Genomic DNA, 24,720 nt, shown 5'->3' on the forward strand with positions numbered 1-24,720 from the left:
GAGCGGTCGGCGGGCGTGTTTCATATCCACATCGGCGCACACAAGGTCGGCAGCACCAGTCTGCAGCGCTTCTTCACGCTCAATGCCGGTCTGCTCGAGGAACTCGGCGTCAGCTATCCCCAGGTCGGCTTCGGGACGTTCGCCCATCATCCGCTCGCGAAGGCCTTTACCGAGTCGAAGCACGTCCATGAGCGGGCGGAGCTGAAGGCGGCGCTCGCGCGTCTCGCGGCCGAGGCGCCCGACAAGACCTTTCTGCTGAGCTCGGAGGTTTTCGAGTTCGCCCGCCCGGACGGCGTTGGCGAGCTCGCGGAGGCGGTGGCGCCGCACCAGGCGCAGATCCTGTTCTACGTGCGCGACTTCACCCGGATGATCCCCTCGAAATACGCGCAGCGCACCAAGACCGGTGGCAATCACAAGAACTTCGACGATTTCCTCGACATCGCCCATGAGATGCGCTGGCTGGCCTTCACCCGCCTCGTATCCACCTGGGCCCATCATTTTGGCTGGGATGCCATCCGGGTCCAGGTTCTGGACCGGGAGACGCTCGTCGGCGGCGATCTCCTGAAGGACGCCTGGGCGGCGCTCGGACTGCCTGTGGAGGCCTTCAGCCAATGCGATCCGGCCTCGCTGGAACCGGTCAACACGTCGCCGAACTGGGTGGCGCTGGAGGCCGTGCGCGAGGTCAACCGACGGCTTTCGACCGCCGACCTCGGCCTGCCGAAGGACGAGAAGACGAAGGGCCTGCGGCACATCAAGGCGTTGGAAGAGGCCCGGTTTGCCGTCGAAGGGCTGCGGGTCGGCAAGCTCCTTGCGGTCTGCGAGCAGGCGAGCGTCGAAGCAGGCCTCGCTGACAAGCCAGGCCAGTACCTGACGTCGGAGCAGTGGTCGACGCTGCACGGCCTCTTCCGCTCCGAGATCGAGCGGCTGAACAGACGGCTACCCGGTGCTCCCATCAGGGTGCCCTCGACGCGGCCGCCCGCCGAGCGGACCTTTCTGCCGCAGCTCTCCGAACTGACGGCGCAGGAGCGGCTGCGACTCGGCCGGCGGGTGCTGGCGGCACGGCAAGTGAAGAAGCTGCCGCCGCAGGTCATCGAAACCATCGGATCCGCCTTCGGGGTCAGGGCACGGCCGCCGCGCGTCCAAAAGCTTGACGCGTGGCATGCGGTGACGATGCACCGACTCCGCCGCGCGCTCGGCCTTTCCACGGGACGGACGCAGGAGCTGGAGCGCCGAAAGGAACTCGCGGCCGCGCGAAGAGCGCGAGTGGCCAATAACCAGGCTCCAGAAGCTGACGCTGCCGGAGCGCCGGCCGTGACGGCTACCGCCGGTGCCGGCGATCGGGCCGGGCGGCGGCCGACGCTGATGCGCCGCATCGAGCGGCGCTTCGCCCGGTGGTCGCGCCGCCTGCGAGGCGAGCGACCGTCATCGAGCTGAAGCGGCCGCCGAGCGGCCGCTGCCCTCAGAGGCTCGGGCCGACGTTCGTCGCACCGCGCAGGATCTGGCCGATGAAGCCGAAGTCGGCACCGCCGGTCGGCGTCTTGCGGGAGATGAAGTCGAACACCTTGCCGTCCTGCATGCCGTATTCGGCCACCTCGGTCACGCGGCCCTCCTCGTCGAAATAGATCGCGAGGACCCGCTGGTCGGTGAGCTCCGGATTCATGAAGGCCACCGACCGGCTCGCCTTCTGGCTGATGTAGTAGAAAACCTCGCCGCCGAGCGTGCCCGTGGTCGAGGGCGATCCCATTGCCAGCAGCACCTGCTCGCGGCTGGAGCCCACGGGAATCTGGTCGAGGGTCTCCGGCGTCAGCACGTAGCCGCGGTTGAGCGTCTCTCCGACGCAGCCCCCGAGGGCGAGGCAGGCGGCTACCGCCAGCACCGCCGGCGACAGCGTGCGGGCACGGCGCCTCGAGCCGGAGTTGGAGAGCTCGGGTCGCTGCACGGCGTCGGTCGGTCGGCCCACCTTGGCATCCTCCGGCAAAAGCGTTAGTCGTCCGATCGACCGAGCCGGGTGGCCCTGCCGACGGGGTGGCGAATCGCCCCTGCGCGCGACCGCCGGAGCAGACGGCGGCTCGCACGGTGCGTCAACGGTGTCGGCCCTCGTATCGGGCCGGCGGCATGGGCATCGTCAGCGGCCCGGTCGTCGTGAGCGTAACGATCCTGGTGGGCGGTACGGTCTTGGTGAGCGGACATGGCGAAGTGAGCGGGACAGGCTTGGGCATCTGATGGTCTTGGGCATCTTCAGACGCGAGGATCGTCGGCCGTTCGCCCTCTATGGTGCGATCGTGGCACAGGCGCGGCAGGCGGCCTTCTACACCGACTTCGGCGTCGCCGACAGCCTCGACGGGCGTTTCGACATGGTCGTCCTGCACGTCGTCCTGGCGACCCGCCGGCTGCGGAGGGACGCGCCCGCCGAGCAGCAGGCGCTGTTCGACCTGTTCATCTCCGACATGGATCGCTCGCTGCGGGAGATGGGCGTCGGCGACCTCACGGTTCCGAAGCGCATGAAGGTGATGGCGGCCGCCTTCTATGGCCGGCTTGAAGCCTACGGAGCCGCGCTCGATGAACGCGACGCCGGCGGCCTCGCCGACGCGATCGCACGCAACGTCTTCCCGGGGACCGAGGTGGCCGGGGTCGCCGCTGCGCTCGCCACCTATGTGATCGCGGCGGAGGACGCCCTTGCGGCCGCCCCGCTCGAAGCCGTGCTCGAGGGCAGGCTGCCGTTCCCCGATCCCGCCGCCTTCGCGCCGGAGCAGATGTCATGACGGTGCTGCCGCTCTCGCGCCCGGTCGACGTCCGCAGGCTCGCCCGCGACGGCGACATTTTGATGATCGACGCCGATGCCGGAGAGCGCGCAGCACTCGCCCGCGACCTCGGCATCCCGGCCATCGAGCGGCTGCATGCCGAGATCACGGTGACGCCCGCGCGCGGCGGCGCACGGGTCCGCGGGCACGTATCGGCGACCGTGGTGCAGACCTGCGTCGTCACCCTCGATCCGTTCGAGACGGCCATCGAGGAGGACATCGACCTGCGGTTCAAGCGCCAGGCCGCCGCGGCGCCGACCGGCGAGATCGACCTCGATGCCTCCGGCCCGGACGGACCGGAGCCGCTCGAAGGCGACATCATCGACGTCGGCGCGCTCGCCGCCGAGCACCTCGCGCTCGGGCTCGATCTCTATCCGCGCAAGCCCGGCGTGGCGTTCGACGACATCGTCGAGGCCCCCGACGAACCGGCGAAGCAGTCGCCGTTCGCCGGTCTCGCCGGCCTCGTGCGCAAGCCCTGAGACCCCGATGCGGCGGCGGACAAAGCGGTTGTGCGCACATCGGAAACGGGTATGTTCCAGCCGCCGTGGGCAGGGCCGCTCGACGGTTGCGGAGGTGCCGACCGGCACCGAGGTTGTTGAGCGATGACGAAGCCCGTCACCCTGTCTCTGGACGTCATGGGGGGCGACCGGGGGCCGGACATGGTGCTGCCGGGCGCCGAGATCGCGCTCGTCCGCTGCCCGTCCATCCGGTTCATCCTGTTCGGCGACGAGGCGCGCATCGCGCCGCTGCTCGCGACGCGCCCGAAGCTCGCCGCGGCGAGCGAGGTGCGGCACTGCGACGTTGCCGTGCGGATGGACGACAAACCGAGCCAGGCGCTGCGCAACGGCCGCTGGCGCTCCAGCATGTGGCGCGCGATCGAGGCGGTGAAGACCGGCGAGGCGGCGGCGGCGATCTCCGCCGGCAACACCGGCGCCTTGATGGCGATGGCGAAGTTCTGCCTGCGCACCATGGAGGGCATCGAGCGCCCGGCGATCGCGGCGATCTGGCCGACGATCCGGGGCGAATCGATTGTCCTCGACGTCGGCGCGACGATCGGCGCGGACGCCAACCAGCTCGCCGATTTCGCCATCCTCGGCGGCGCCATGGCGAGGGCCGTGCTCGGCGTCGAGCGCCCGACGATCGGGTTGCTCAACGTCGGCGTCGAGGAGGTCAAGGGTCTCGAGGAAGTGAAGGCGGCGGCCCGCCTGTTGCGCGAATCCGCGCCGGCGACCATTTCCTATCACGGCTTCGTCGAGGGTGACGACGTCGGCTCCGGCACCGTCGACGTGGTGGTGACCGAGGGCTTCGCCGGCAACATCGCGCTGAAGACGGCGGAGGGAACCGCCCGCCAGATCGGCGCTTATCTGAAGGCCGCGATGAACAGATCGCTGATGTCGCGGCTCGGCTATTTGCTCGCCAAGCGGGCGTTCGACCAGCTCAGAGAGAAGATGGATCCCAGGACAGCGAACGGCGGCGTGTTTCTCGGTCTCAACGGCCTCGTCATCAAGAGCCACGGCGGCACCGACGCCGAGGGCTTCGCGAGTGCCGTCGAGCTCGCGTTCGACATGGCGCGCTACGATCTCCAGGTGAAGATCGCCGACGACATCCGGCGGTTCCGCGCGGACCGCGAGCGGCTGGCCGAGCCGGCCGCGGCGGTGGCGCCGTGACCGTGGTGCGCTCCGTCGTCATGGGCTCCGGCAGCGCGCTGCCGGCTGGCGTCGTCACCAACGAGGACCTGGCCAAGCGCGTCGATACCTCGGACGAGTGGATCGTGCAGCGCACGGGCATCCGCGAGCGGCGGATCGCCGGGCCGGGCGAGTTCACCTCGACCCTCGGGCTGTCGGCGGCGCGGCAGGCGATCGCCTCGGCGGGCCTGGTGCCGGCCGACATCGACCTCGTGCTGCTCGCCACCTCCACCCCGGACAACACCTTCCCGGCGTCCGCCGTCAGCATCCAGGCCGAGCTCGGCATCACCCATGGTGCCGCCTTCGACATGCAGGCGGTCTGCTCGGGCTTCGTCTACGGGCTCGCCACGGCGGACGCCTACCTGCGCACCGGCCTCGCGCAGCGCGCCGTGGTGATCGGGGCGGAGACCTTCTCGCGCATCGTCGACTGGGAGGACCGCACCACCTGCGTGCTGTTCGCCGACGGCGCCGGTGCCGTGGTTCTGGAGGCGCAGACGGCGAGTGGCGAGGTCAGCGACCGCGGCATCCTCGCCTCGAAGTTGCGCGCCGACGGCCGCCATCGCGACAAGCTCTATGTCGACGGGGGCCCATCCTCGACCGGCACGGTCGGGCATCTGCGCATGCACGGCCGCGAGGTCTTCAAGCACGCGGTCGCGATGATCACCGACGTCATCGAGGACGTCTTCGCCCAGACCGGTCTCTCGGCCGCTGACATCGACTGGTTCGTGCCGCACCAGGCGAACCGCCGCATCATCGACGCCAGCGCCCGCAAGCTCGGCATCCCCGACGAGAAGGTGGTGGTCACCGTCGACCGGCACGGCAACACCTCGGCCGCCTCGATCCCGCTCGCCCTCGACGTCGCCGTCCGCGACGGCCGCATCAAGCGCGGCGACCTCGTACTGGTCGAGGCGATGGGTGGCGGCTTCACCTGGGGTGCGAGCCTCATCCGATGGTGATCGCGACCCGCGGTTGACCCCGCGCCGTCGAGACAATACCGTTCTGCGCCAAGGCGATCGGCAGGACAGCTCGGTTATTTCCCCCGCTGCCGGCGCGCGTTCGTCAGGCCATCGAAACGCATTCCAGCGCGCCAGCGAGGACGAGCCATGTCGGGCAGGACCGTGACACGAGCCGACCTGTGTGAAGCCGTCTACCAGAAGGTCGGGCTGTCACGGGCGGAGTCGTCCGAGCTCGTCGAAATGGTGCTGCAGGAGATCTCCGACTGCCTGGCACGCGGCGAGGCGGTGAAGCTCTCGTCCTTCGGCTCCTTCCTCGTGCGCTCCAAGGGCCAGCGCATGGGCCGCAATCCGAAGACCGGCGAAGAGGTGCCGATCGAGCCGCGCCGCGTCATGGTGTTCAAGCCCTCGAACGTCCTCAAGGACCGCATCAACGAGGGGCTGCTCGGCAGCGGCTGAGGTCGTGCACCAGCCGCCGCGCGCACACCATTGAGAAGCCGTCGCGACTCTGACAGACAGGGCGGGACGGCGGCAACACTGGATACGGAGGCGGGCGGACGGCGGTGGACAAGGGGCCCGAGGCGTTCCGCACCATCAGCGAGGTCGCGGCGGAGCTCGATCTGCCGCAGCACGTGCTGCGCTTCTGGGAAACCAAGTTCGCCCAGGTCAAGCCGATCAAGCGTGCCGGCGGCCGCCGCTATTATCGCCCCGGCGACGTCGAGCTTCTGCGCGGCATCCGCAGCCTCCTCTACGGCGAGGGCTACACCATCCGCGGCGTCCAGCGCATCCTGCGCGAGCAGGGCGCCCGCAAGGTCATCGGCCTCGCCCGCGGCGAGCCGCTGACCGACATTCCCCCCGACGAGCCCGGCACCCGCGACGAGCCCCGCTTCGAGTTCGAGGACGAGGAAGACGAGCCGCCGGCTCGGCCGGGTCGAGCCGTTCTCGCCGCCCGCGCCGTCGACGCCGCCGAGGAGGCCGAAGCGGAGGACGCGGAGGAGGAGGACGGCGAGCCCGTGGTTCCGCCGCGACGGCGCGCTCCGGAGGGCGGCGCGGCGGTCTCGGCACCGCGCCGCGAGCTCTCGGTCGGCGACGCCGACGACGACGGCCCGGTGCCACGCGGAATCCGCACCGATGATGAAGATGGCGGCCACCGCAGCTCGGCGCTTCGCTTCTTCGACCGCCTGCGCGGCGACGTCGGGCGTGGCGAGGGGGCGCTCAGCCGCGACGAGATCCGCAGCCTGCAGGCGACGCTGTTCGAGCTCTTGGAGTGCAAGCGGCTGCTCGACCAGGCGCGCTGAGCCGCGGACGATCATCGCATAGCGGGGGGAACGGATGGCGGCCGAAGCGGGCACGAAGACGTCGGGCGTGGACGCGGGCGGGCAAGGGGGCAGACACGAGCCGCTCACCGGCATCGTCACTACCGACCTCGCCGCGATCACCCGCGGCCGCTTCGTACCGGCCCGGCGCCTCGAACGCCTCGCCACGACCGGCGTCGGCTGGCTGCAGGCCGACCTGTCGCTGACGCCCTTCAACACCATCGTGCACCCGAACCCGTGGGGCTCCACCGGTGACCTCCGGCTGGTGCCGGACCTCGCGGCGCGCTTCCGGACGGCCTCAACCGGGACAGCGACCCCCTTCGACCTCGTCTGCGGCGACCTCGTCGAGCTCGACGGCACGCCGTGGTGCTGCTGCCCGCGGACCATGCTGCGCCAGGCGCTCGCCGACCTCGAGGCGGAGACCGGACTTACCCTGGTGGCCGCCTTCGAGCACGAGTTCGGGCTGGCCGGTCCGAACCTGCCGCCGGCGCACGCCTTCGCCTTCGCCGCGCTCCGGCGCACCGATCCGTTCGCGCCGATGCTGATGGCGGCGCTGGAGGAGGCCGGCGTCGACCCGGACGTGGTGATCGCCGAATACGGCGCCGACCAGTTCGAGATCACCCACAAGCCCTGCGGTGGCCTCGCCGCCGCCGACCGCGCGGTTGCGATCCGCGAGATCACCCGCGAGGTGGCGCGCGGCTTCGGATGGCTTGCGAGCTTCGCGCCGAAGCCCGCGCCCGACGGCGTCGGCAACGGCGTCCACATCCATTTCAGCCTCGTCGACGCCGAAGGCCGGCCGGCCACCTACGACGCCGGACAGCCGGGCGGGCTGTCTGCCGCGGCGGGCGCGTTCTGCGCCGGCGTGCTCGCCCACCTGCCGGCGATCACGGCCTTCACGGCCTCGAGCGTGCCGTCCTATCTCAGGCTGAAGCCGCACACGTGGAGCGCCTCCTACACCTCGCTCGCCGAGCGCGACCGCGAGGCGACGCTGCGCATCTGCCCGGTGACGACCATCGGCGGGCGTGATCCGGCCGGCCAGTACAACATCGAGTTCCGCGCCGCCGACGCCACCGCCAACCCCTATCTGGCGCTGGCGGCGGTCGTGCGGGCCGGCCTCGAGGGCCTGCGCCGCCGCGCCCCGTCGCCGCCGCTGATCGTCGGCGACCCGGAGGAGATGAGCGAGGACGAACGCCAGGCTCTCGGGCTCGTCCGGCTGCCGACGAGCCTCGATGCCGCTCTCGATGCGCTGGAAGCCGACCCGGTGGTGACGGGCTGGTTCGCGCCGGTCTTCCTCGAGTGCTTCGCCGGCGTGAAGCGCGGCGAGATCGAGCACCTGAAGGGCCGGCACCCCGCCGATCTCTGTGCTCTCTACGGCGGGTTGTTCTGAGGTCTCTCAATCCATCGATGGGAAGATGCCCTGCAGGGCGATGCAGGGGCGCAGGACGCGCGTGACCTTCGTGCCGTCCTCGCGCCTCTCCTCCGCGATCACCTGCTTGCGCAGGTGGGGCAGCTTGAAGTGCGTCTGGCCGTTGCCGCCAAAGCGGGTGCCGAGCAACGAGAACAGCGCCTGGTTCTGGTTGATCACCAGCGACCGGCCATCGGCGTCCACCCAGCCGCGTGGGCAGAAACCGAAGGCGACGAACATGACCTCGCCCAGATAGGGCTCGGAGGCTGCCGCGGCCGGCGGCGCCGGGGCAGCCGCCGCGATCAGTGCGGCAGCGGCTAGCGTCGCTATGGAAACCTTCATCATGGCGTGGCTCCCGTGATCACCCTGTGCGGGGTGGCGATGGTCAGTCGAAGATCTGCTGCCTTGCGCACGTCAGCGCGCTGTCCGGCGCTGCCGCCGCCTTCGTCAGGCCATCGCCCTTGGTGATGCCGAGCACGACGCAGACGCTGTAGCGGAGCACCTCGGCCTCCGGCCAGCCGACGAAGTCGTCGCCCGTTGTGCCATCGAAGACCTGTTGAAGGCTGTCGCCCGTACCGTAGAAGGCGGTGGAGCCCCAGGCGATCTTCTTGCCGGTCGTCGGCTGGTTCGGGTTGTCGTAGGGCAGGCTGTACTGCAGTGACTGGTAGGGCCACTCCCAGTCGCACGGCAGTGTCCAGTCGGCGTCGTCGCAGCGGTAGTTGCCGGAGGTCTTGCCGCGGCCGTTGGCGTAGCCGTGCACGATCATCGACTTCACGAACCTGCGCGGCTCGTAGAGCCCCATCTCGTACTTGCCGGCGATGAGCGCGGTGTAGCGGTTGCCGGCATTGGCGACGTTCCACGTCCACGGCGTGTTGCGCACGACGGGCGATTGCGTCGTCTCGAAGTGGTAGCGGTCGCCCCACATCACCTTGTCGACCGGCAGGCCCTTGCCGTGGTCGAAGTCGAGGACGCCGTAGGGGCCGCGCAGATCGAAGTTCACCCGGTCCGGCTGGCCGACGCCGGAAAGGTCGACGGCGATGTCGATGCGCGGGAAGTCCTGGCCGGCCTGGAAGGTCCAGGTGATCGTCACCGGCGTCTCGTACTTCCTGTTGGCGGCCTTCTCGATCGGCGTCTTCTCGGCGAATTCGCCGGTGTTCGGGTCCTTCGGGATCGGTGTGCGGGTGCCGTAGCGCGGGTACGTCATTTCGAAGCGGTGGGCGGCCGACTTCTTGTTCTTCGCGACCTTGCTCTTGCCGGTGACGGGGAAGCGACGGCCGAGCGGGCTGTCGTCGGTTCCGAAGACCTTGCCGGCGACCGTGCCGTAGTCGTTGTTGGTGAAGGTGCGGTAGCCCTCGTGGCCGACGAAATAGCCGAAGCCGCCGTCATTCCCGCCGGGGTCGTCGGCGCGCACCGTAGTGTTCTTGTTCGGCCGGTAGGTCATCTGCACGGCGTAGCCGCCGTTGCCGGGATTGCCCTCGCCCTGCCGCTTCAGCGCGACGGTGCGCAGGAGACCGCGAGAATCGTACCAGCTGTAGACGTCGGCGACGACGCCGTTGACGGTCTTCTTCTTGACGGTCACCTCGTCCTGCGGTGCGGCGTCGGCCGGCAGGGCGAGCAACGTCGCCGACGCCAGGAGCGCGGCGGCGATCGCTCGCAGGGGGAACGGGGCGGTGGAGGCGGTCACTCGGGGGGCGGTCGGCATCGGCATCCCTCTCGCGTCACACGGAGAACGACGGCGCCGCCTGCGACGCCACGACCGGCTTTCCGACCGCACGCCAGAATGGCGCCGGTGGTGGCGAAGCCGATGTGACGTGCGTCATCCCCCGGACGAATGCCGCGGGAGAACTGTGCGATGGAGGAAGGGGCGAAACAACCGCCGGTGGGTCCGGCCCGCGCGAACGTGATCCGTGATCAGGATTCCGTGATCGTATTGGCCGTCAAGGCCTGTGCTGTCCGCCTTGCGGGAGTCAGGCCTATGGACCTCCAGTAATTCATCATCTCTGGCAATATCAAAAATTCACTTTGCGGGATTGCGAATTCATATTTTTTATCTTCTTCAAGCAATGGACCTAGAGAAGACGGCAGCACAGGTTCACACCGAAATGGATTCTTTATCGTATCGCTGAAATAACGAATAATCTTCTTATCAAATGTCAAAAAATAATTAACATTATTCACGTGAGCCAAATATATATTGTAGATGTCACGATAGTGTTTAGGGGGCGAATTCCTAAGGGTGGAGAGCAGAATTTCTACACACTCCGTACTAACGTATCTATGTGAACGCTGTATGTCCTCTATCCCCCGCCTCATCGCAAATTTGATAGCTAAATCGAAGTTTTTTGCCGGCTGGCTTTCCATTGCTCCCAAGGTTAGAAAATTGAATGGATCTTCTATCCACCCCTCCTCACAAAAATGAAAAAAACTTGTGGGAAAGGCGTGGTGACTTCCAAGAGTCAATGTTGGAAACGCTTCATTATACAGGACAAAGGTAGTGTAGAATTGCACCCTGCCATTTGTATACTGTCTCACTAGTTTGGCTAGGTGGGGCCATTCCGTCAGTAAAAATGACCTCCGTTCCGGTTCTATCATGCGGGGCTTAACCCCAATCAATCGATTCCGCTCATCAGGATCTTGGTTTGGATCGTAGGCAAAGGAGAAAACAAAACTGCGGGAATATACACTCTGATCTACGAGAATTCTCATCTACGCCTTGGAGCCCGACAGCGGCGCCTGGAAGGTGAGGCCGAGGTCCCAGGGGAAGTAGATCCAGGTGTCCTGCGACACCTCGGTGATGAAGGTGTCGACGAGCGGCCGGCCCTGGGGCTTGGCATAGACGGTTGCGATGTGCGCCTTCGGCAGGATCTCGCGGACGACCCGCAGCGTCTGGCCGGTGTCGACGAGGTCGTCGATGACGAGGATCGCGCCGCCCTCGCCGTCGGCGAGCTCGATCAACTGCGGGGCGACGGTCTTCAGGACGACGAGGCCGCCCTGTTCCTTGTATTCGTGGTAGCTCGCGATGCAGATCGTCTCGATCAGGCGGATGCCGAGCTCGCGGGCGATGATCGCGGCCGGCACGAGGCCGCCGCGCGTGACGCAGACGATCGCCTGCCAGTTGCCCTGGCTGCCGAGGCGCCAGGCGAGGGCGCGGGCGTCGCGGTGGAACTGGTCCCAGGAGACCGGGAAGGCCTTCTCGGCCCCGGGCAGCATCGGCGTCATCGGGCGGTCTCTCCAGCGGGGAGGGGGGCAGGGGACGGCGCCGCCGGCAGGCCCTGCGCGGTGCGCACGGCAGCGACCATCGCGGCGACATCGGCGGCGACGGCCGCGAGGCGGCCGGCGTCGCGGGCGCGGACGACGAGGCGGGTCGCATAGCGGCTGCCGTCGAAATAGGGGTAGGAGCCGATCATGACGTCCGCGTTGGCCTTGGCGATGGCGCCCAGCGGCTCTGCGACGGCGCCTTCCGGCAGGCCGGCGTCGATCGTCTCCGACAGCATCTTCTGGCCCGTCGACAGCGACGGGGCGACGGCGTCCAGCATCGACTGCATGATCGAGGGCACGCCGGCCATGACGATGACGTTGCCGATGCGGAAGCCCGGCGCCTTCGACACGGCGTTCGGCACGAGGTCGGCGCCGGCCGGGATGCGCGCCATGCGCAGGCGCGCCGGCGTCAGCTCGGCGTCGCTGAAGCGCTCCTTCAGCATGGCGACGGCGCGCGGGTCGACGTCGATCGGCACGCCGAAGGTCTTGGCGACGCTGTCGGCGGTGATGTCGTCGTGGGTCGGGCCGATGCCGCCGGTGGTGAAGACGTAGTCGTAGTCCGCCCGCAGCGCGTTCAGCGCCGAGACGATGCGCGCCTCGACGTCCGGCACCACCCGCACCTCGGAGAGGTCGATGCCGATGGCGGTCAGGTACTCGGCGATGTAGCCGATGTTCTTGTCCTTCGTCCGGCCCGACAGGATCTCGTCGCCGATCACCAGGATCGCGGCGCTGACGGTGCGCGGCTGGCCGTCGGGATGCGAAGCAGGGTCGGTCATCGGCGGCCTTCCGGCGGGAGGAGGCCTCGTCTAGCGCGCGGGGGACGGCCGCTCAAGACGATTCACCGTGCGTCCCCGGGCGCGGGGCGGCGGCGCGACCGAGCCGGTCGGCGAGGGCCTCGCCGAGGCCAGCGTCCGGCAGCGGCATCACGGCGATCGTCGCCGCGCCGCTGGCATCGAGGGTCCGCAGGCCGGCGAAGAGGTTGCGGGCCGCCTCCACGAGATCGCCGCGCTCGCTCAGCTGGAACACCGCCACCGCCGCGTCGGCGCCAGGCGGCATCCGGCGGCCGAAGGCGAGCAGCGCCTCGCCGGGCCGCACGTCGGTGGCGCCGAGCCGCAGCGCCGCGCGCGGCGCGTAGTGGGAGGCGAGCTGGCCGGGCGCCGTCGGCCGCTCGGCGTCGGCCTCCGGCCGGGCGAGGGGCGTGGCGAGGACTGCCTCGATCGCCTCGGCCGGCAGGCCGCCGGCGCGCAAAAGCCTGGCGCCGTCGGCGTCGACGGCGACGATGGTGGATTCGACGCCGATCGCCGACGGACCGCCGTCGATGACGAGATCGACCGCGCCGCCGAGTTCCATGATGACGGCGTCGGCGTCGGTGGCGCTGACGCGGCCGGAGCGGTTGGCGCTGGGGGCGGCGAGCGGCCGGCCGAAGGCGCGGGCGAGGGCGGCCACGACGGCCGCATCGGGCACGCGCAGCGCCACGGTGTCGAGGCCGGCGGTGACGGCAGCCGCCACCGGCGAGCCCGGCCGCCGCGGCACCACCAGCGTCAGCGGTCCGGGCCAGAAAGCCTCGGCGAGGCGGCGCGCCTCGCCGTCCACGATACCGTGGCGGTCAGCTTCCGCGAGGTCGGCGCAGTGGACGATCAGCGGGTTCTTCGACGGCCGGCCCTTGGCGGCATAGATCGCGGCCACGGCGACCGGGTTGGTGGCGTCGGCGGCGAGGCCGTAGACCGTCTCCGTCGGCACGGCGACGAGGCCGCCGCGGGCGAGCACGGCGACGGCGTCCGCCAGCCGCGCCGGGTCCGCCAGCAGTGCCGCGGCGTCGACCCGGGCGGGTGCGACCTTCGTCGGGGATGCGGGCACCGGCGTCGGCGCCGCATTGGATGCGGACATGGGCTCGCCTAGAGTTGTCGCCGACCATCGCGACGGGGTGCGGGCACCTGTCGGGGATCGCGACCGGGGCGTCAAGCCGGCGCGGCGGAGGAGGAAACGCACATGGCCTACCGGGCACCGGTCGAGGAGATCGCCTTCACGCTGCGCCACGTCGCTGGCCTCGGCGACGCGATGGCGGCGGGCGCCGTCGGCGACCTCTCGGACGATCTCGTCGACGCCGTGCTGACCGAGGCCGGCCGTTTCGCGACCGACAAGGTGACGCCGCTCGACGCCGTCGGCGACCGCGTCGGCGCCCGCTTCGAAGCCGGCGCGGTGACGACGCCACCCGGCTGGAAGGAAGCCTATCGCGAATGGCGGGAGGCCGGCTGGAACGGGCTCGTCGCCGATCCGGAACACGGCGGCCAGGGCCTGCCGATCGCGCTCGGCGTCGCCACCTTCGAGATGTGGAATTCCGCGGCGCTGGCCTTCGGGCTCGGGCCGACCCTGACGATCGCCGCCATCGAGGCGGTGGCGGCGCACGCCTCGCCGGAGCTGCAGGGCGTCTTCCTCGAGAAGCTCGTCTCCGGCGAGTGGATGGGAACGATGAACCTGACCGAGCCGCAGGCGGGCTCCGACCTCGCGGCACTGCGCGCCCGCGCCGAGCCGGCGGCGGACGGCAGCTACCGGGTCTTCGGCCAGAAGATCTTCATCACCTTCGGCGAGCACGACCTCACCGACAACATCGTCCACCTGGTGCTCGCCCGTCTGCCGGACGCGCCGCCGGGCACCAAGGGCATCTCGCTGTTCCTGGTGCCGAAATTCCTCGTCGAGGCCGACGGCCGCCCCGGGGCGCGCAACGACGTCACCTGCCGCTCGATCGAGCACAAGCTCGGGCTGCACGCCTCGCCGACCTGCGTGATGGGCTTCGGCGACGGCGGCGAAGGCGCGGTCGGCTATCTCGTCGGCGAGCCGCACCAGGGCCTGAAGTGCATGTTCACGATGATGAACAATGCCCGCCTGCAGGTCGGCATCCAGGGCGTCGGCATCGCCGAGCGGGCGACGCAGCAGGCGGTCGCCTATGCCGCCGACCGCCGCCAGGGCCGCTCGCCGCGCTGGGACGGCGGCGGCATGAGCCCGATCATCGAGCACCCGGACGTGCGGCGGACGCTCCTGACGATGCGCGCCCTCACCAACGCTTCCCGCGCCATCGCCTATGCCTGCGCGGTGGCGATCGACCGCGCCCGCTCGGCCGAGGGCGACGAGCGGCGGCACTGGCAGGAGCGGGCGAACCTGCTGACACCGGTGGCGAAGGCCTACCCCACCGACATCGGCGTCGAGGTCGCCTCGCTCGGCATCCAGGTGCACGGCGGCATGGGCTACATCGAGGAGACGGGGGTGGCGCGCAACCTGCGCGACGCCCGCATCGCGCCGATCTACGAGGGGACCAACGGCATCCAGGCGATCGACCTCGTCGTCCGCAAGCTGCCGCAGTCGGGCGGCGCGGCGGTGCGCGGCTATATCGCCGAGCTCGCGGCGGTGGCCGAGCGCGCCCGCGGTGCCAACCGGCCGGACCTCGGCGACGCGGCGCGGCGCCTGACGGCTGCGCTCGCCGACCTCACCGCCGCCACCGAGTGGCTGCTCGCCGCCCAGGCCGACGGGCGTGGCGAGGCGGCGCTGGCCGGGGCGACACCCTATCTGAAGCTCTTCGGCCTCGCTGCCGGCGGCACCGGGCTTGTGGCCGCCGCGCTCGCCGACGGCGGAGACGGCCGCGGCGCCAGCCGCACGCTCGTCGCCCGCCACTTCGCCGAGGCGCACCTGCCGGAGACGACGAGCCTGCGCGCGATCGTCGAAGGCGGCGGCGGCGCCGTGCTGGCGGCGACGGCGGAGCTTCTGGCGGGCTAGCGGGGCTCCGGCAGCAGCGCGCCGAGCGCGAGCTGCTTGTAGGTGTCGACCAGCCGGCACCGGTCTTCGCTATGAAAGGGCGGACGACCGACGCCGGGAGGATAATATGGTGACGAGGGCGGGCCGGTGACGGCCACGCAAACTTCGTTGCCAACCGCCGCCTGTGATCTCCACAGCACCTTGCCGCTGGCTGGAGCCAACTCGGTCGTGCGCTCAGAAATTTGCTGACAGACCGCCGACGGCAGCCGTCATGCCCGCGCTGTTGCGACTGCACGCTCACCGCATTGCGCTCGGGACTGTGTTGTGCAACTCAAAGGAGAATTTAATCCGGAGATACCTTAATTGGACGCGATCACGGCTGCAGCGACCGCCTGCCTGGCGGTCTTCACTTCCTCGACCGACAATGCCGGGCGGGAGCTTTTCGTCACCGATGGCACGCCGGCCGGCACGGGACTGCTCGCGGACCTCGTCCCGGGATCGGAGGGATCCTACCCTTCCAGCCTCACGCCCTACCAAGGGCAAGTGTACTTCACCGCCTACACAAAAGAACATGACGGCACCGGGATCTGGGCAACTGACGGAACGAGAGCGGGAACCAGGCTTGTTGTTTCTCCAAGCATATTCCCAAAGAATAGCAGCTTTCACTATAATTCTAATAGGCTTGTCAAATTTGACGGCAAGTTATTATTTATGATACAACCGTTTTTAGGTAAACCTCAGTTATGGATTACCGACGGAACATCTGCCGGGTCGAAGTTAGTTGCACGACTTTCAGGCGACTTCACTAGCGACGGAACGGACATCCTAATTGCGAACGACAATTATGCGATACTCAGGGTGGCTGAAGACAACGATCAAGTCTCGCTGGGGTCGCTTGAGGCCAAGACTTACAAGCTTCGTAAGCTATTTTCGCTGCACAAGAACCCAAAATTCTGGCAAAATAAGGTGCTGCACACTGAGAATCCTGTACATTTTGGAAGACGAGACTTTGCTATCGGCCTGACCGATGAAAACGACTTCGGATATGTTTCAATATTGATGACAGATGGGACCGTCGGTGGAACTCGGCTGCTTAAGAATATTGGCGGCGAGGTTCGGGGCTTTGCGGGAGCAGAAGGACTTCCGTATTTGACTGTCGCATCCGACGATGGCTGGGGCATCTCGGTGAGGGCGGTGTACGGCAGCCAGCGGTGGTCGGAACCCCTCCTCGTGAGCGACGAGGATACCACCGGCGACTCCGATATGCTGCCGATGCGCTCCGGCACGTTCAACGGAGTCGCCTACTTCACTGTCGATGAGTGGTCTTCAAACAACGGCCTCTGGATCACCGACCTGACGGCGAAGGGAACGAGGCAGAAGGCAAAATTTTCGCAGAGTGGGCGATCCTACGAGTTCTACTCCTCAAAAAGTGATCTTGGATTTCTGCTGATCGGTGAGGGTAACCGCGGAGATCGTCTTTCGATTTTTGACGATCTCAAGAAGAAGCCAACTCTGAGCAAGGACTTCCAGATCTCCACCAGCTACGGAGTAGCCGTCCTTGGCAGCGACATTGTTTCCGGCGGCTCTCGGGATCGGCTGGTCGCGATTGACGCGGCTACCGGGGCGCAGACGAGGCTGATCGGCACGCGTGCACCGTTCGTCAACTCCATCACTGCCGTGCCCGGCAAGAAGGGGCAGCGTTGCGCAACGACAGGATAGCGATGCATCCAAGTGCGGGGTTGCATCGCGCAAGCGGTAGCCGGCAACCCCGACAGGGGCTCGCCGAGTTCGCTGCAACCCACTCCTGAGCGACCAAAGCGACGAGGACGTCCGCTGGTGAGGATTTGGGGGCCGCCACGTCTTCGGCCTCGATGGAGCGCGCATGCGCACCAGTGAACTCCATCTGTCGCTTGAACGGCGCTCACCGCGTCGCCTCGCCGAGATTTATCCGCCACGCGCGAGCGGCGACTTGGGCCCCGGCGCGGGGCCGATCAGCCGCGCTTAGGCGCGCAGCGCCGCTGCCGCTCTCGCTCGGCCGATGCGCAAGGAGAGAAGCGGAGCGGCGTCGGCGAACGCCGGCTCTTGTGGCGTTGCGTCGACGACTTCCGTCGCCGCAAAGCGCCGGCGGGACGGTGCACCGGCCGGCTTAGCCGGCGCGAGGCCACGGAGGACGCAGTGCGGGTTCGGGGTCGTGAGGAACACTTCGTCCTCGCAGGCTCCACACATCGCCGTCACTCCTCACTGTCGAACCGGTCCACGCTCCTGTAGCCGGTGATACCGGCTTCGCCAACCTGCAGAAGCCCCGGACGGTAGCGGCGGCCGGCAAGCCGGGCAGACTGCGACGTGTCCGGACGGGTCGCCCGGCGGCCTCCGACCACCGGACGAGCCGATCTTCGACGTCAGGGCTGGTAGGTCGCCGTCACCAGGGCGAAGTTGGTCTTGTTGTTGTTCGGCTGGGCGAGGCCGGTCATCAGCATGTTGCCCGAGGTCATCGTCATCTTGAACGTGACCTTGTATTTGTTTCCGTTGATCTTCTGCGTCAGCTGGTCGTTGATCGAGCAGTCGCTGTTGACGGCGAGCGTTCCGGAGAAGGTATAGGCGGTGTTGCTGCGCAGCGCCTCGTAGCAGTCACCCTTGGTGAGCGAGCCGCTGCTGTTGAAGGTGAGCTTGCAGTACTGCGGGCCGTCGGGCGTCGTCAGCGCCATGATCCAGTTGCCCTTGAGGGCGGAGGTGGAGCAACTGGCCGCAGCGGCCGGCGCGGCGAGGGCGAGCGTCGCGATACCCGCGGCGACGAGACGGGTCGCGGTGGTCGAAAGGGCCTTCATCGAGAGGTCTCCAGATTCCAGCGCCGGTGTTGCAGCCATTGTCCCCCGGCGGCGTGGCGAGAATCCCCGGAGTCGGGCGCGTCGGCAAGCGCCACCGCGCAACGTCGCAAGCCTCGCGCCAGCTTGCGGTGCACCGACATGGAAAAGGCCCGCGGAGGGGGCTCCGCGGGCCTCGGCTTCCGAGGAAGAATGGTCGGTGGCGTCAGCCGGCGCCGACGGCGTCCCTGGCCTCGTCGACGGCCTCGAGGCACTCGTCATATTCCTGCTCGCCCTGCTCGCGCTTGGCGTCGGAAAGCGCCTCGTTGAGGTTTTCGAGCACCTTCCCGGTCGGATTCTTGGCGAGTTCGGCCTCGATGAACTGGATGCCGGCGGCGCAATCGGCCGCCTCGTCGGCAAGGGCCGGACCGGCGGCGAGGGCGAGCGTGGCGAGGGCCACGGCGATCATCGGGTGTTTCATGGGTGTGCAGCCTCCCTTTTGGAACTTTGGACGAGGTGAGTCGGCGCCCGGCCCGCGGGACGGGCGCCGGGATGCGATGGTGGTTCGTCGCACGTCACGCGGCGGTCCGGGTGACACGATCCGGGTCACTCGACGAACCGGATCACTCGACGATGAGCGTTCCGGTCATGCCCTGCTCCTGCAGGCCGGCGATGTACCAGTCGTAGGTGCCGGTGCGGATCGGCACGAAGTCGAACTCGACGGTGCCGGCCACGTCGAATTCCAGCGCGTGCGGCGCACCGTACGGGTGGATCTCGATGTTGTTGATGACGATCTGGTTCACCCACACGTTGCGGAAGAACTCCGGCGCCATGAACTTGTATTCCTTGCCGCCGTTCGAGGTGATGAGCAGGCGGTAGGACTTGCCGCCCTCCATCTTGATCTCCTTGCCCTCGACGGCGAAGTCGCTGCCGCCCTGGGCACCCAGCACGATCTCACCGAGCTTCTTGCGGCCCTTGGCAATGTCGGCGGCTTCCGTAGCTAGGCTGCCCGCGACGAGCACCGCGATGGCGGCACCGGCGACGTGAAGTGGCTTCATCGAATTCCTCCCGGATGATTGGGTCGCTCCGTCGACTCGATACTCGACCTGCCACGCGGAACCCGTCTCCGGGCCGCCGGGGCGACGCGCATCGTCGGCACAGGTAAGCGGATTTTCTTCCACCTCGCCACCCTGAATTGGCGAAGTTGCCCGTAAAAGTCAGGCGAACATCACGGTCGTTGCACAAGACTTCTCAAATGGTCTTATGAGAAGCTTATTCGGGAAGCTTTCCGCTTCGTTCTTAGAGATGTCCGGCCCGCCGGCGGTGCGCATGCCGGCACGTGCATCCGGCGCGCCCCGTTGCTAAGAGCCATGCGTGGGGGCCGGCAGGCTCGACGGGACCGGTGACGAGGGACGCGATGAGCGACGGCACGAAGCGCGACGACGGCAGCGACGAGCGCACCAGCGACGCGAGCCTCGACCAGGCGGCCCTCTACTTCCACCGCCATCCGCGCCCCGGCAAGCTCGAGATCCGGCCCACGAAGCCGCTCGGCAACCAGCGCGACCTGGCGCTCGCCTATTCGCCCGGCGTCGCCGCGCCGTGCCGGGCGATCGCCGCCGACCCGTCCACCGCCGCCCTCTACACGGCCCGGCAGAACCTCGTCGGCGTCGTCTCCAACGGCACCGCCGTGCTCGGCCTCGGCGCCATCGGCGCGCTCGCCTCGAAGCCCGTGATGGAGGGCAAGGCGGTGCTCTTCAAGAAGTTCGCCGGCATCGACGTCTTCGACATCGAGGTGGGCGAGACCGACGTCGCCCGCTTCGTCGACGTGGTGGCGGCGCTGGAGCCGACCTTCGGCGGCATCAATCTCGAAGATATCCGCGGTCCCGACTGCTTCGCCATCGAGGCGGCGCTGCGCGAGCGCATGAAGATCCCGGTGTTCCACGACGACCAGCACGGCACGGCGATCATCGTCGGCGCCGCCGTGCTCAATGCGATGGAGCTGTCGGGCAAGCGCATCGAAGACATCAAGATCGTCGCCTCGGGCGCTGGTGCTGCCGGCCTCGCCTGCCTCAACCTGCTCGTGCGCATGGGCGCGCGCCGCGAGAACGTCTGGGTGACCGACCTCGGCGGCGTCGTCTATGCGGGCCGCACCGACTTGATGGACCCGTGGAAGGCCGTCTACGCCCAGGAGACAGAGGCGCGGACGCTCGCCGACGTCATCGGCGGCGCCGACGTCTTCCTCGGCGTCTCGGCGCCCGGCGTGCTGAAGCCGGAGATGGTCGCGGCGATGGCGAAGCAGCCGCTGGTGCTCGCCCTCGCCAACCCGGTGCCCGAGATCCTGCCGGAGGTGGCGCTGGCCGTGCGCCCGGACGCGATGATCTGCACCGGCCGCTCGGACTATCCGAACCAGGTCAACAACGTGCTGTGCTTCCCCTACGTCTTCCGGGGGGCGCTCGACGTCGGCGCAACGGCGATCAACGAGGAGATGAAGATCGCCGCGGTCGAGGCGATCGCGGCGCTCGCCAAGGAGCCGCCCTCGGACGTCGCGGCGCGTGCCTATGGCGGAGAGCAGGATCGCTTCGGCCCGACGAGCCTGATCCCGTCGCCCTTCGATCCGCGGCTGATCCTGCGCATCGCCCCGGCGGTGGCGAAGGCGGCGGTGGAGACGGGCGTCGCGGCCCGGCCGCCGGCCGACTGGAAGGCCTACGAGGACAGCCTGGAGCGCTTCGTCTTCCGCTCGGGTCTCGCCATGAAGCCGATCGTCTCGGCGGCCCGCTCGGCGCCGAAGCGCATCGTGCTGGCCGACGGCGAGGACGAGCGTGTGCTGCGCGCGGCCCAGGTGGCGATCGAGGACGGCATCGCCCAGCCGATCCTCGTCGGCCGGCCAGCCGTCGTCGAGACGCGGCTGAAGCGCTACGGGCTGTCGGTGCGACCGGGGCGCGATTTCGAGCTGATCAATCCCGAGGACGACCCGCGCTACCGTGACTATGTCGACCTCTATTTCGAGCGCGTCGGCCGCCAGGGGGTGAACCCGGAGGCGGCGCGGGCGATCGTGCGCACCAACACCACCGTCATCGCCGCGCTCGCAGTCCAGCGCGGCGAGGCGGACGGGCTGCTCTGCGGCCTCGACGGCCGATTCGACCGCCACCTGCGCGACATTCGCCAGGTCATCGGGCTGAAGCCGGGGGCGAGCGGGCTGTCGACGCTGTCGCTGCTGATCTTCAACGAGGGCGCCTATTTTCTCACCGACACGGCGGTGCGCGAGAACCCGACCGCCGAGGAGATCGCCGAGACGACGCGGTTCGCGGCGATCCACCAGCGCCGCTTCGGCTTCGAGCCGAAGGTGGCGCTGTTGTCGCACTCGAACTTCGGCTCGCAGAAGTCGGCCTCGGCCGAGAAGATGCGCCGCGCCACGCGCCTTCTCTGGGGCGAGTGCCCGGACATCGAGGTGGACGGCGAGATGCACGGCGACGCCGCCGTCTCCGCCCTGGTGCGCGAGCGGGCGATGCCGAACGGGCGGCTGTCGGGGCCGGCGAACCTGCTCGTCTTCCCGACGCTCGACGCCGCCTCGATCGCCATGACGCTTCTGAAGGAGGTGGCGGACGGACTGCACGTCGGCCCGATCCTGATGGGCACGGCGAAGCCGGCGCACATCCTGCTGCCGTCGTCGACGAGCCGCGGCGTCGCCAACATGCTCGCCGTGACGAGCGTCGAGGCGCAGGCCGGATAGTGGCAGTTCAGCTGACGCCGGTTCCGTAGGGTGGAGGCGGGATGGCGATATGGGCCTCCCGCAGCGCCGCCGACCAGCGCTGGCGCAGGTCCTGGAAGTAGCCGTCCTGCGCCTCGATGCGGTGGCGCAGCTCCGAGGCGAAGACATCGCGGCGGATCGTCAGCACATCGATCGGCAGGCCGACGGAGAGGTTCGAGCGGATCGTCGAATCCATCGAGATCAGGCCGAGCTTCAGGGCCTCGCGCAGGCTGGTGCGGAAGCCGACGGCGCGGTCGAGGATCGGCTTGCCGTACTTGTGCTCGCCGATCTGCAGATAGGGCGTGTCCTCGGTCGCCTCGATGAAGTTGCCGGCGCGATAGACCATGAACAGCCTGAGCCGCCGCCCGGCGATCTGGCCGCCGACGAGCATCGTCACGTCGAAGCCGGCGGCGTTCTGCTCGAGCGCCTTGCCGTCGACACGGTAGACTTCGCGGATCGCCTCGCCGACGAGCTGCGCCGTGCGGAACATCGATGGCGTGTCGTAGATCGTCTCGAGGTCGCCGGTGACGGGATCGCGCACGCCCTCCGACAACAGGCTCAGCACCGACTGCGACACCGCGAGGTTGCCCGACGTGGCGATCGCCACCACCCGCTCGCCCGGCTTCTCGAAGATGTGGAGCTTGCGGTAGGTGGCGATGTTGTCGAGGCCTGCGTTGGTGCGCGTGTCGGCGATCATCACCAGGCCTTCCTGGACGAAGATGCCGACGCAGTAGGTCATGGGGCGAGCCGTTCGGTTTGGCAGGGCAGGGGGAGTCGCGAGCGCGGCAGTGTCTTCGCCGGGCGCCGCCGCCGCAAGCGGCCGGGGCGGTTTATCCAAGCGTTCCGCCCGGCTGCGGCGATGTGGCAACAGCGTGCGATCCCGGTTGAGGTGCTTCGCCGGCTGGTGAAGACTGGGTCCCCAAGAAGACTGCCGGCCGGGGGAAGCCAGATGATCACGATCACCACCATGCGTCGCCGCCCTGTCGCGAGGCTGTCCTCGACGCTCGCCCTGCCCATGCTGGTCGCTGCCAGCCTGTCCGTCGCTGCTCCGGCGTCCGCCGAGGTGCTGGCGCGCTGGACGCAGTATGTGGCGGGCGGCGGCGCCGAGGCGCGGGCGGTGGTGACGGACGCGGCCTGTCCGGAGGCGACGGTCGACGGCGTCGCGATCGCCATGACGGAGCGCGCGGCGCCGGCCGACGGCTTCCCGGAGCGCGTCTGTGCGCTGGCGCTCGGGGAAGGAGCGACCAGCGTGACGGTCGCCGGGGTCGTGGTGCCGGCGCCCGCGAAGACCATCGGCCGCGTCGTCATCGTCGGTGATACCGGCTGCCGTGTCGCGCCGAACTGGGCGCAGGCCTGCGACGATCCGACGAAGTGGGTGTTCGCCACGGTGGCGGCGGCCGCTGCCGCCGAGAAGCCGGATCTGATCATCCACGTCGGCGACTACATCTACCGCGAGCGGCCCTGTCCGACACTGATCCAGCCGGGCTGCGCCGGCACGCCATCCGGCGACAACTTCCCCACCTGGGCGGCGGACTTCTTCACGCCGGCCGCACCGCTGCTCGCCGCCGCGCCGATGATCGTCGTGCGTGGCAATCACGAGATCTGCAGCCGCGCCGGCGTCGGCTACAGCCGGCATCTGTCGCCCGACGCCTTCGACCCGGCGATGCCGTGCCCGCAGAAGGACCCGACCTACACGGTGGTGATCGACGGCCAGAGCTTCGCCGTGCTCGACACCTCGTTCCCGCCGGACGCGCGCGTCGACCCGGCGATGGCGGCGATCCTGCGCCAGGAGCTCGAGGCGATCGGCACGGCCGCCGCGACGGCGCCGACGATGCTGCTCACGCACAAGCCGGCCTGGGCGATCACCCGCGGCGCGCACGACCGCGTCTACGGCTCGAGCCAGACCTACGCGGCGGCGGCCGGCGACAGCCTGCCGCGGGCGCTGCAGGTCGCGATCTCCGGCCATATCCACCTGTTCGAGAGCCTGACCTTCACCAATGGCGGGCCGGGCCAGCTCGTCGTCGGCAACAGCGGCACGATGCTGGAGCGTCCGACACCGAGCGACCTGTCCGGCATGCAGGCGGCCGGGCGCACCATTGCCGACGGGCTGGAAATCCACGAGTTCGGCTTCATGGTGATGGAGCGCACCACGGATGGCTGGACCGGCCGGGTGCTCGACGAAACCGCGGCGCTGCTCGCCACCTGCACTGTCGTGCCCGGTCCTCTCGCCTGCCGGCTCGCGCCTTGATCCCGTTCACGGTTCCGCTCCGCGAGGGGCGGCTCCTTCGCCGCTACAAGCGCTTTCTCGCCGACGTTGCCTTTCCCGACGGCAGCGTCGAGGTCGTGCACTGCCCGAACCCCGGGGCCATGATGGGGCTCGACACTGCGGGGGCGCGGGCGTTCGTCTCCGTCTCCGACAGTCGCACGCGCAAGCTGCCGATGACGCTCGAGATCGTCGAGGCGGACGGCACGCTGGTCGGCATCAACACCAACCGGCCGAACGCCCTGTTCGCCGCCGCGATCCTCGCCGGCACGGTGCCGGAGCTCGCCGGCTACGTGCGGCTGCGGCGCGAGGTGCCGTACGGACGGGCGAGCCGGGTCGACATCGTGCTCGAAAGCCCGGACCGGCCGCCGGCCTATGTGGAGATCAAGAACGTCCACCTGATGCGGCGTCCGGGACTGGCGGAGTTTCCCGACTGCGTGACGGCGCGCGGCGCCCGCCACCTCGCCGAACTCGCCGACGTCGCTGCCGCCGGTGGGCGCGCCGTGATGGCCTTCGTCGTGCAACGCAGAGACTGTGACCGCGTCGCCATCGCCGCCGACCTCGATCCCGTTTACGCGAAGGGATTCGCCGAGGCCCGGCGGGCCGGGGTGGAGGTGATCGCCTATGCCTGCGAGGTGACGACGGACGGCATCGGCGTCGAACGCCGCGTCGCGATCGTGGACTGAAGAGGGCCTCCCGCGGCGCGCGGGAAGACCGGCGGTTGCGATCGGCGCTGCAAGTGG

At 68.8% G+C, this 24,720-nt stretch carries 24 protein-coding genes; 13 read left to right on the plus strand and 11 right to left on the minus strand.

All coding sequences use genetic code 11. The annotated features are described in order from the left end of the window. The first annotated feature begins 15 nt into the window (after positions 1–15). Complete coding sequence (locus RUR49_RS07245) at positions 16–1,434, plus strand: hypothetical protein (RefSeq protein ID WP_409145700.1); 1,419 nt, start codon at positions 16–18, stop codon at positions 1,432–1,434. 25 nt (positions 1,435–1,459) lie between these two features. Here the strand turns inward: RUR49_RS07245 and RUR49_RS07250 are convergent, their stop codons facing one another. Further along, a complete protein-coding gene (locus RUR49_RS07250; RefSeq protein ID WP_409146346.1) occupies positions 1,460–1,888 on the minus strand; it encodes an outer membrane protein assembly factor BamE in 429 nt (142 codons plus the stop codon). 334 nt (positions 1,889–2,222) lie between these two features. Between RUR49_RS07250 and RUR49_RS07255 the strand changes: the two genes are divergently transcribed. The 7 genes from RUR49_RS07255 to RUR49_RS07285 all read left to right on the plus strand — a co-directional run bounded on the left by RUR49_RS07255 (position 2,223) and on the right by RUR49_RS07285 (position 8,142). Then, entirely contained in the window at positions 2,223–2,762 is a 540-nt protein-coding gene (locus tag RUR49_RS07255) for a ubiquinol-cytochrome C chaperone family protein (RefSeq protein WP_409145701.1), read from the plus strand. Further along, positions 2,759–3,280, plus strand: a complete 522-nt coding sequence (locus tag RUR49_RS07260) for a YceD family protein (protein ID WP_409145702.1) — start codon at positions 2,759–2,761, stop codon at positions 3,278–3,280. The genes RUR49_RS07255 and RUR49_RS07260 overlap by 4 nt, the downstream gene beginning before the upstream one ends. Before the next feature lie 123 nt (positions 3,281–3,403). Continuing rightward, the gene (gene plsX, locus RUR49_RS07265) at positions 3,404–4,468 is read left to right on the plus strand and encodes a phosphate acyltransferase PlsX (protein ID WP_409145703.1); all 1,065 of its coding nucleotides are present in this window, start codon (positions 3,404–3,406) and stop codon (positions 4,466–4,468) included. Positions 4,469–4,470: 2 nt separating this feature from the next. Next, complete coding sequence (locus RUR49_RS07270) at positions 4,471–5,442, plus strand: beta-ketoacyl-ACP synthase III (RefSeq protein ID WP_409146347.1); 972 nt, start codon at positions 4,471–4,473, stop codon at positions 5,440–5,442. A 147-nt stretch (positions 5,443–5,589) separates the two neighbouring features. Next, positions 5,590–5,898, plus strand: coding sequence for an integration host factor subunit alpha (locus tag RUR49_RS07275; protein ID WP_409145704.1), 309 nt, complete (start codon positions 5,590–5,592; stop codon positions 5,896–5,898). A gap of 104 nt (positions 5,899–6,002) precedes the next feature. Next, on the plus strand, positions 6,003–6,737 hold the full coding sequence (locus tag RUR49_RS07280; RefSeq protein WP_409145705.1) for a MerR family transcriptional regulator: 735 nt from the start codon (positions 6,003–6,005) through the stop codon (positions 6,735–6,737). A gap of 34 nt (positions 6,738–6,771) precedes the next feature. Continuing rightward, entirely contained in the window at positions 6,772–8,142 is a 1,371-nt protein-coding gene (locus RUR49_RS07285; RefSeq protein WP_409145706.1) for a glutamine synthetase family protein, read from the plus strand. A 6-nt stretch (positions 8,143–8,148) separates the two neighbouring features. On the opposite strand, the gene RUR49_RS07290 is transcribed toward RUR49_RS07285, so the two are convergent. The 6 genes from RUR49_RS07290 to RUR49_RS07315 form a co-directional block, all read right to left on the minus strand. Further along, positions 8,149–8,505: a phage tail protein gene (locus RUR49_RS07290; protein WP_409145707.1), complete on the minus strand. Its 357-nt coding sequence runs from the start codon at positions 8,503–8,505 to the stop codon at positions 8,149–8,151. A 40-nt stretch (positions 8,506–8,545) separates the two neighbouring features. Then, positions 8,546–9,862 (minus strand): hypothetical protein, encoded by a 1,317-nt coding sequence (locus tag RUR49_RS07295; protein ID WP_409145708.1) that lies wholly within the window; start codon positions 9,860–9,862, stop codon positions 8,546–8,548. Between the two features lie 209 nt (positions 9,863–10,071). Next, positions 10,072–10,866, minus strand: coding sequence for a hypothetical protein (locus RUR49_RS07300; RefSeq protein ID WP_409145709.1), 795 nt, complete (start codon positions 10,864–10,866; stop codon positions 10,072–10,074). After that, positions 10,867–11,370 (minus strand): xanthine phosphoribosyltransferase, encoded by a 504-nt coding sequence (gene gpt, locus RUR49_RS07305; RefSeq protein ID WP_409146348.1) that lies wholly within the window; start codon positions 11,368–11,370, stop codon positions 10,867–10,869. It lies immediately after the preceding gene. A gap of 5 nt (positions 11,371–11,375) precedes the next feature. Beyond that, entirely contained in the window at positions 11,376–12,194 is an 819-nt protein-coding gene (locus tag RUR49_RS07310; RefSeq protein ID WP_409145710.1) for a competence/damage-inducible protein A, read from the minus strand. A 52-nt stretch (positions 12,195–12,246) separates the two neighbouring features. Next, positions 12,247–13,305: an L-threonylcarbamoyladenylate synthase gene (locus tag RUR49_RS07315; protein ID WP_409145711.1), complete on the minus strand. Its 1,059-nt coding sequence runs from the start codon at positions 13,303–13,305 to the stop codon at positions 12,247–12,249. Between the two features lie 102 nt (positions 13,306–13,407). On the opposite strand from RUR49_RS07315, the gene RUR49_RS07320 reads away from it, so the two are divergent. Both RUR49_RS07320 and RUR49_RS07325 read left to right on the plus strand, forming a co-directional pair. Next, positions 13,408–15,186 (plus strand): acyl-CoA dehydrogenase, encoded by a 1,779-nt coding sequence (locus tag RUR49_RS07320; RefSeq protein WP_409145712.1) that lies wholly within the window; start codon positions 13,408–13,410, stop codon positions 15,184–15,186. Between the two features lie 342 nt (positions 15,187–15,528). Beyond that, the gene (locus RUR49_RS07325; RefSeq protein ID WP_409145713.1) at positions 15,529–16,884 is read left to right on the plus strand and encodes a hypothetical protein; all 1,356 of its coding nucleotides are present in this window, start codon (positions 15,529–15,531) and stop codon (positions 16,882–16,884) included. 680 nt (positions 16,885–17,564) lie between these two features. On the opposite strand, the gene RUR49_RS07330 is transcribed toward RUR49_RS07325, so the two are convergent. The 3 genes from RUR49_RS07330 to RUR49_RS07340 form a co-directional block, all read right to left on the minus strand. After that, entirely contained in the window at positions 17,565–17,990 is a 426-nt protein-coding gene (locus RUR49_RS07330; RefSeq protein WP_409145714.1) for a hypothetical protein, read from the minus strand. A gap of 202 nt (positions 17,991–18,192) precedes the next feature. Next, a complete protein-coding gene (locus RUR49_RS07335) occupies positions 18,193–18,447 on the minus strand; it encodes a histidine kinase (protein WP_409145715.1) in 255 nt (84 codons plus the stop codon). 142 nt (positions 18,448–18,589) lie between these two features. Continuing rightward, positions 18,590–19,024, minus strand: coding sequence for a hypothetical protein (locus RUR49_RS07340; protein WP_409145716.1), 435 nt, complete (start codon positions 19,022–19,024; stop codon positions 18,590–18,592). A gap of 359 nt (positions 19,025–19,383) precedes the next feature. Here RUR49_RS07340 and RUR49_RS07345 point away from each other — a divergent pair, with 359 nt between their 5' ends. After that, positions 19,384–21,696: an NADP-dependent malic enzyme gene (locus RUR49_RS07345; protein WP_409145717.1), complete on the plus strand. Its 2,313-nt coding sequence runs from the start codon at positions 19,384–19,386 to the stop codon at positions 21,694–21,696. Positions 21,697–21,703: 7 nt separating this feature from the next. Here the strand turns inward: RUR49_RS07345 and RUR49_RS07350 are convergent, their stop codons facing one another. Further along, entirely contained in the window at positions 21,704–22,453 is a 750-nt protein-coding gene (locus tag RUR49_RS07350; RefSeq protein WP_409145718.1) for a peptidase, read from the minus strand. 210 nt (positions 22,454–22,663) lie between these two features. On the opposite strand from RUR49_RS07350, the gene RUR49_RS07355 reads away from it, so the two are divergent. Continuing rightward, the gene (locus RUR49_RS07355) at positions 22,664–23,962 is read left to right on the plus strand and encodes a metallophosphoesterase family protein (RefSeq protein ID WP_409145719.1); all 1,299 of its coding nucleotides are present in this window, start codon (positions 22,664–22,666) and stop codon (positions 23,960–23,962) included. After that, a complete protein-coding gene (gene sfsA / locus RUR49_RS07360; protein WP_409145720.1) occupies positions 23,959–24,663 on the plus strand; it encodes a DNA/RNA nuclease SfsA in 705 nt (234 codons plus the stop codon). The genes RUR49_RS07355 and sfsA overlap by 4 nt, the downstream gene beginning before the upstream one ends. Positions 24,664–24,720 lie beyond the last annotated feature (57 nt).

It is taken from the genome of Pseudoxanthobacter sp. M-2, assembly GCF_046156265.1.
In the GTDB taxonomy this organism is placed as follows: Bacteria; Pseudomonadota; Alphaproteobacteria; order Rhizobiales; family Segnochrobactraceae; genus CAMDHY01.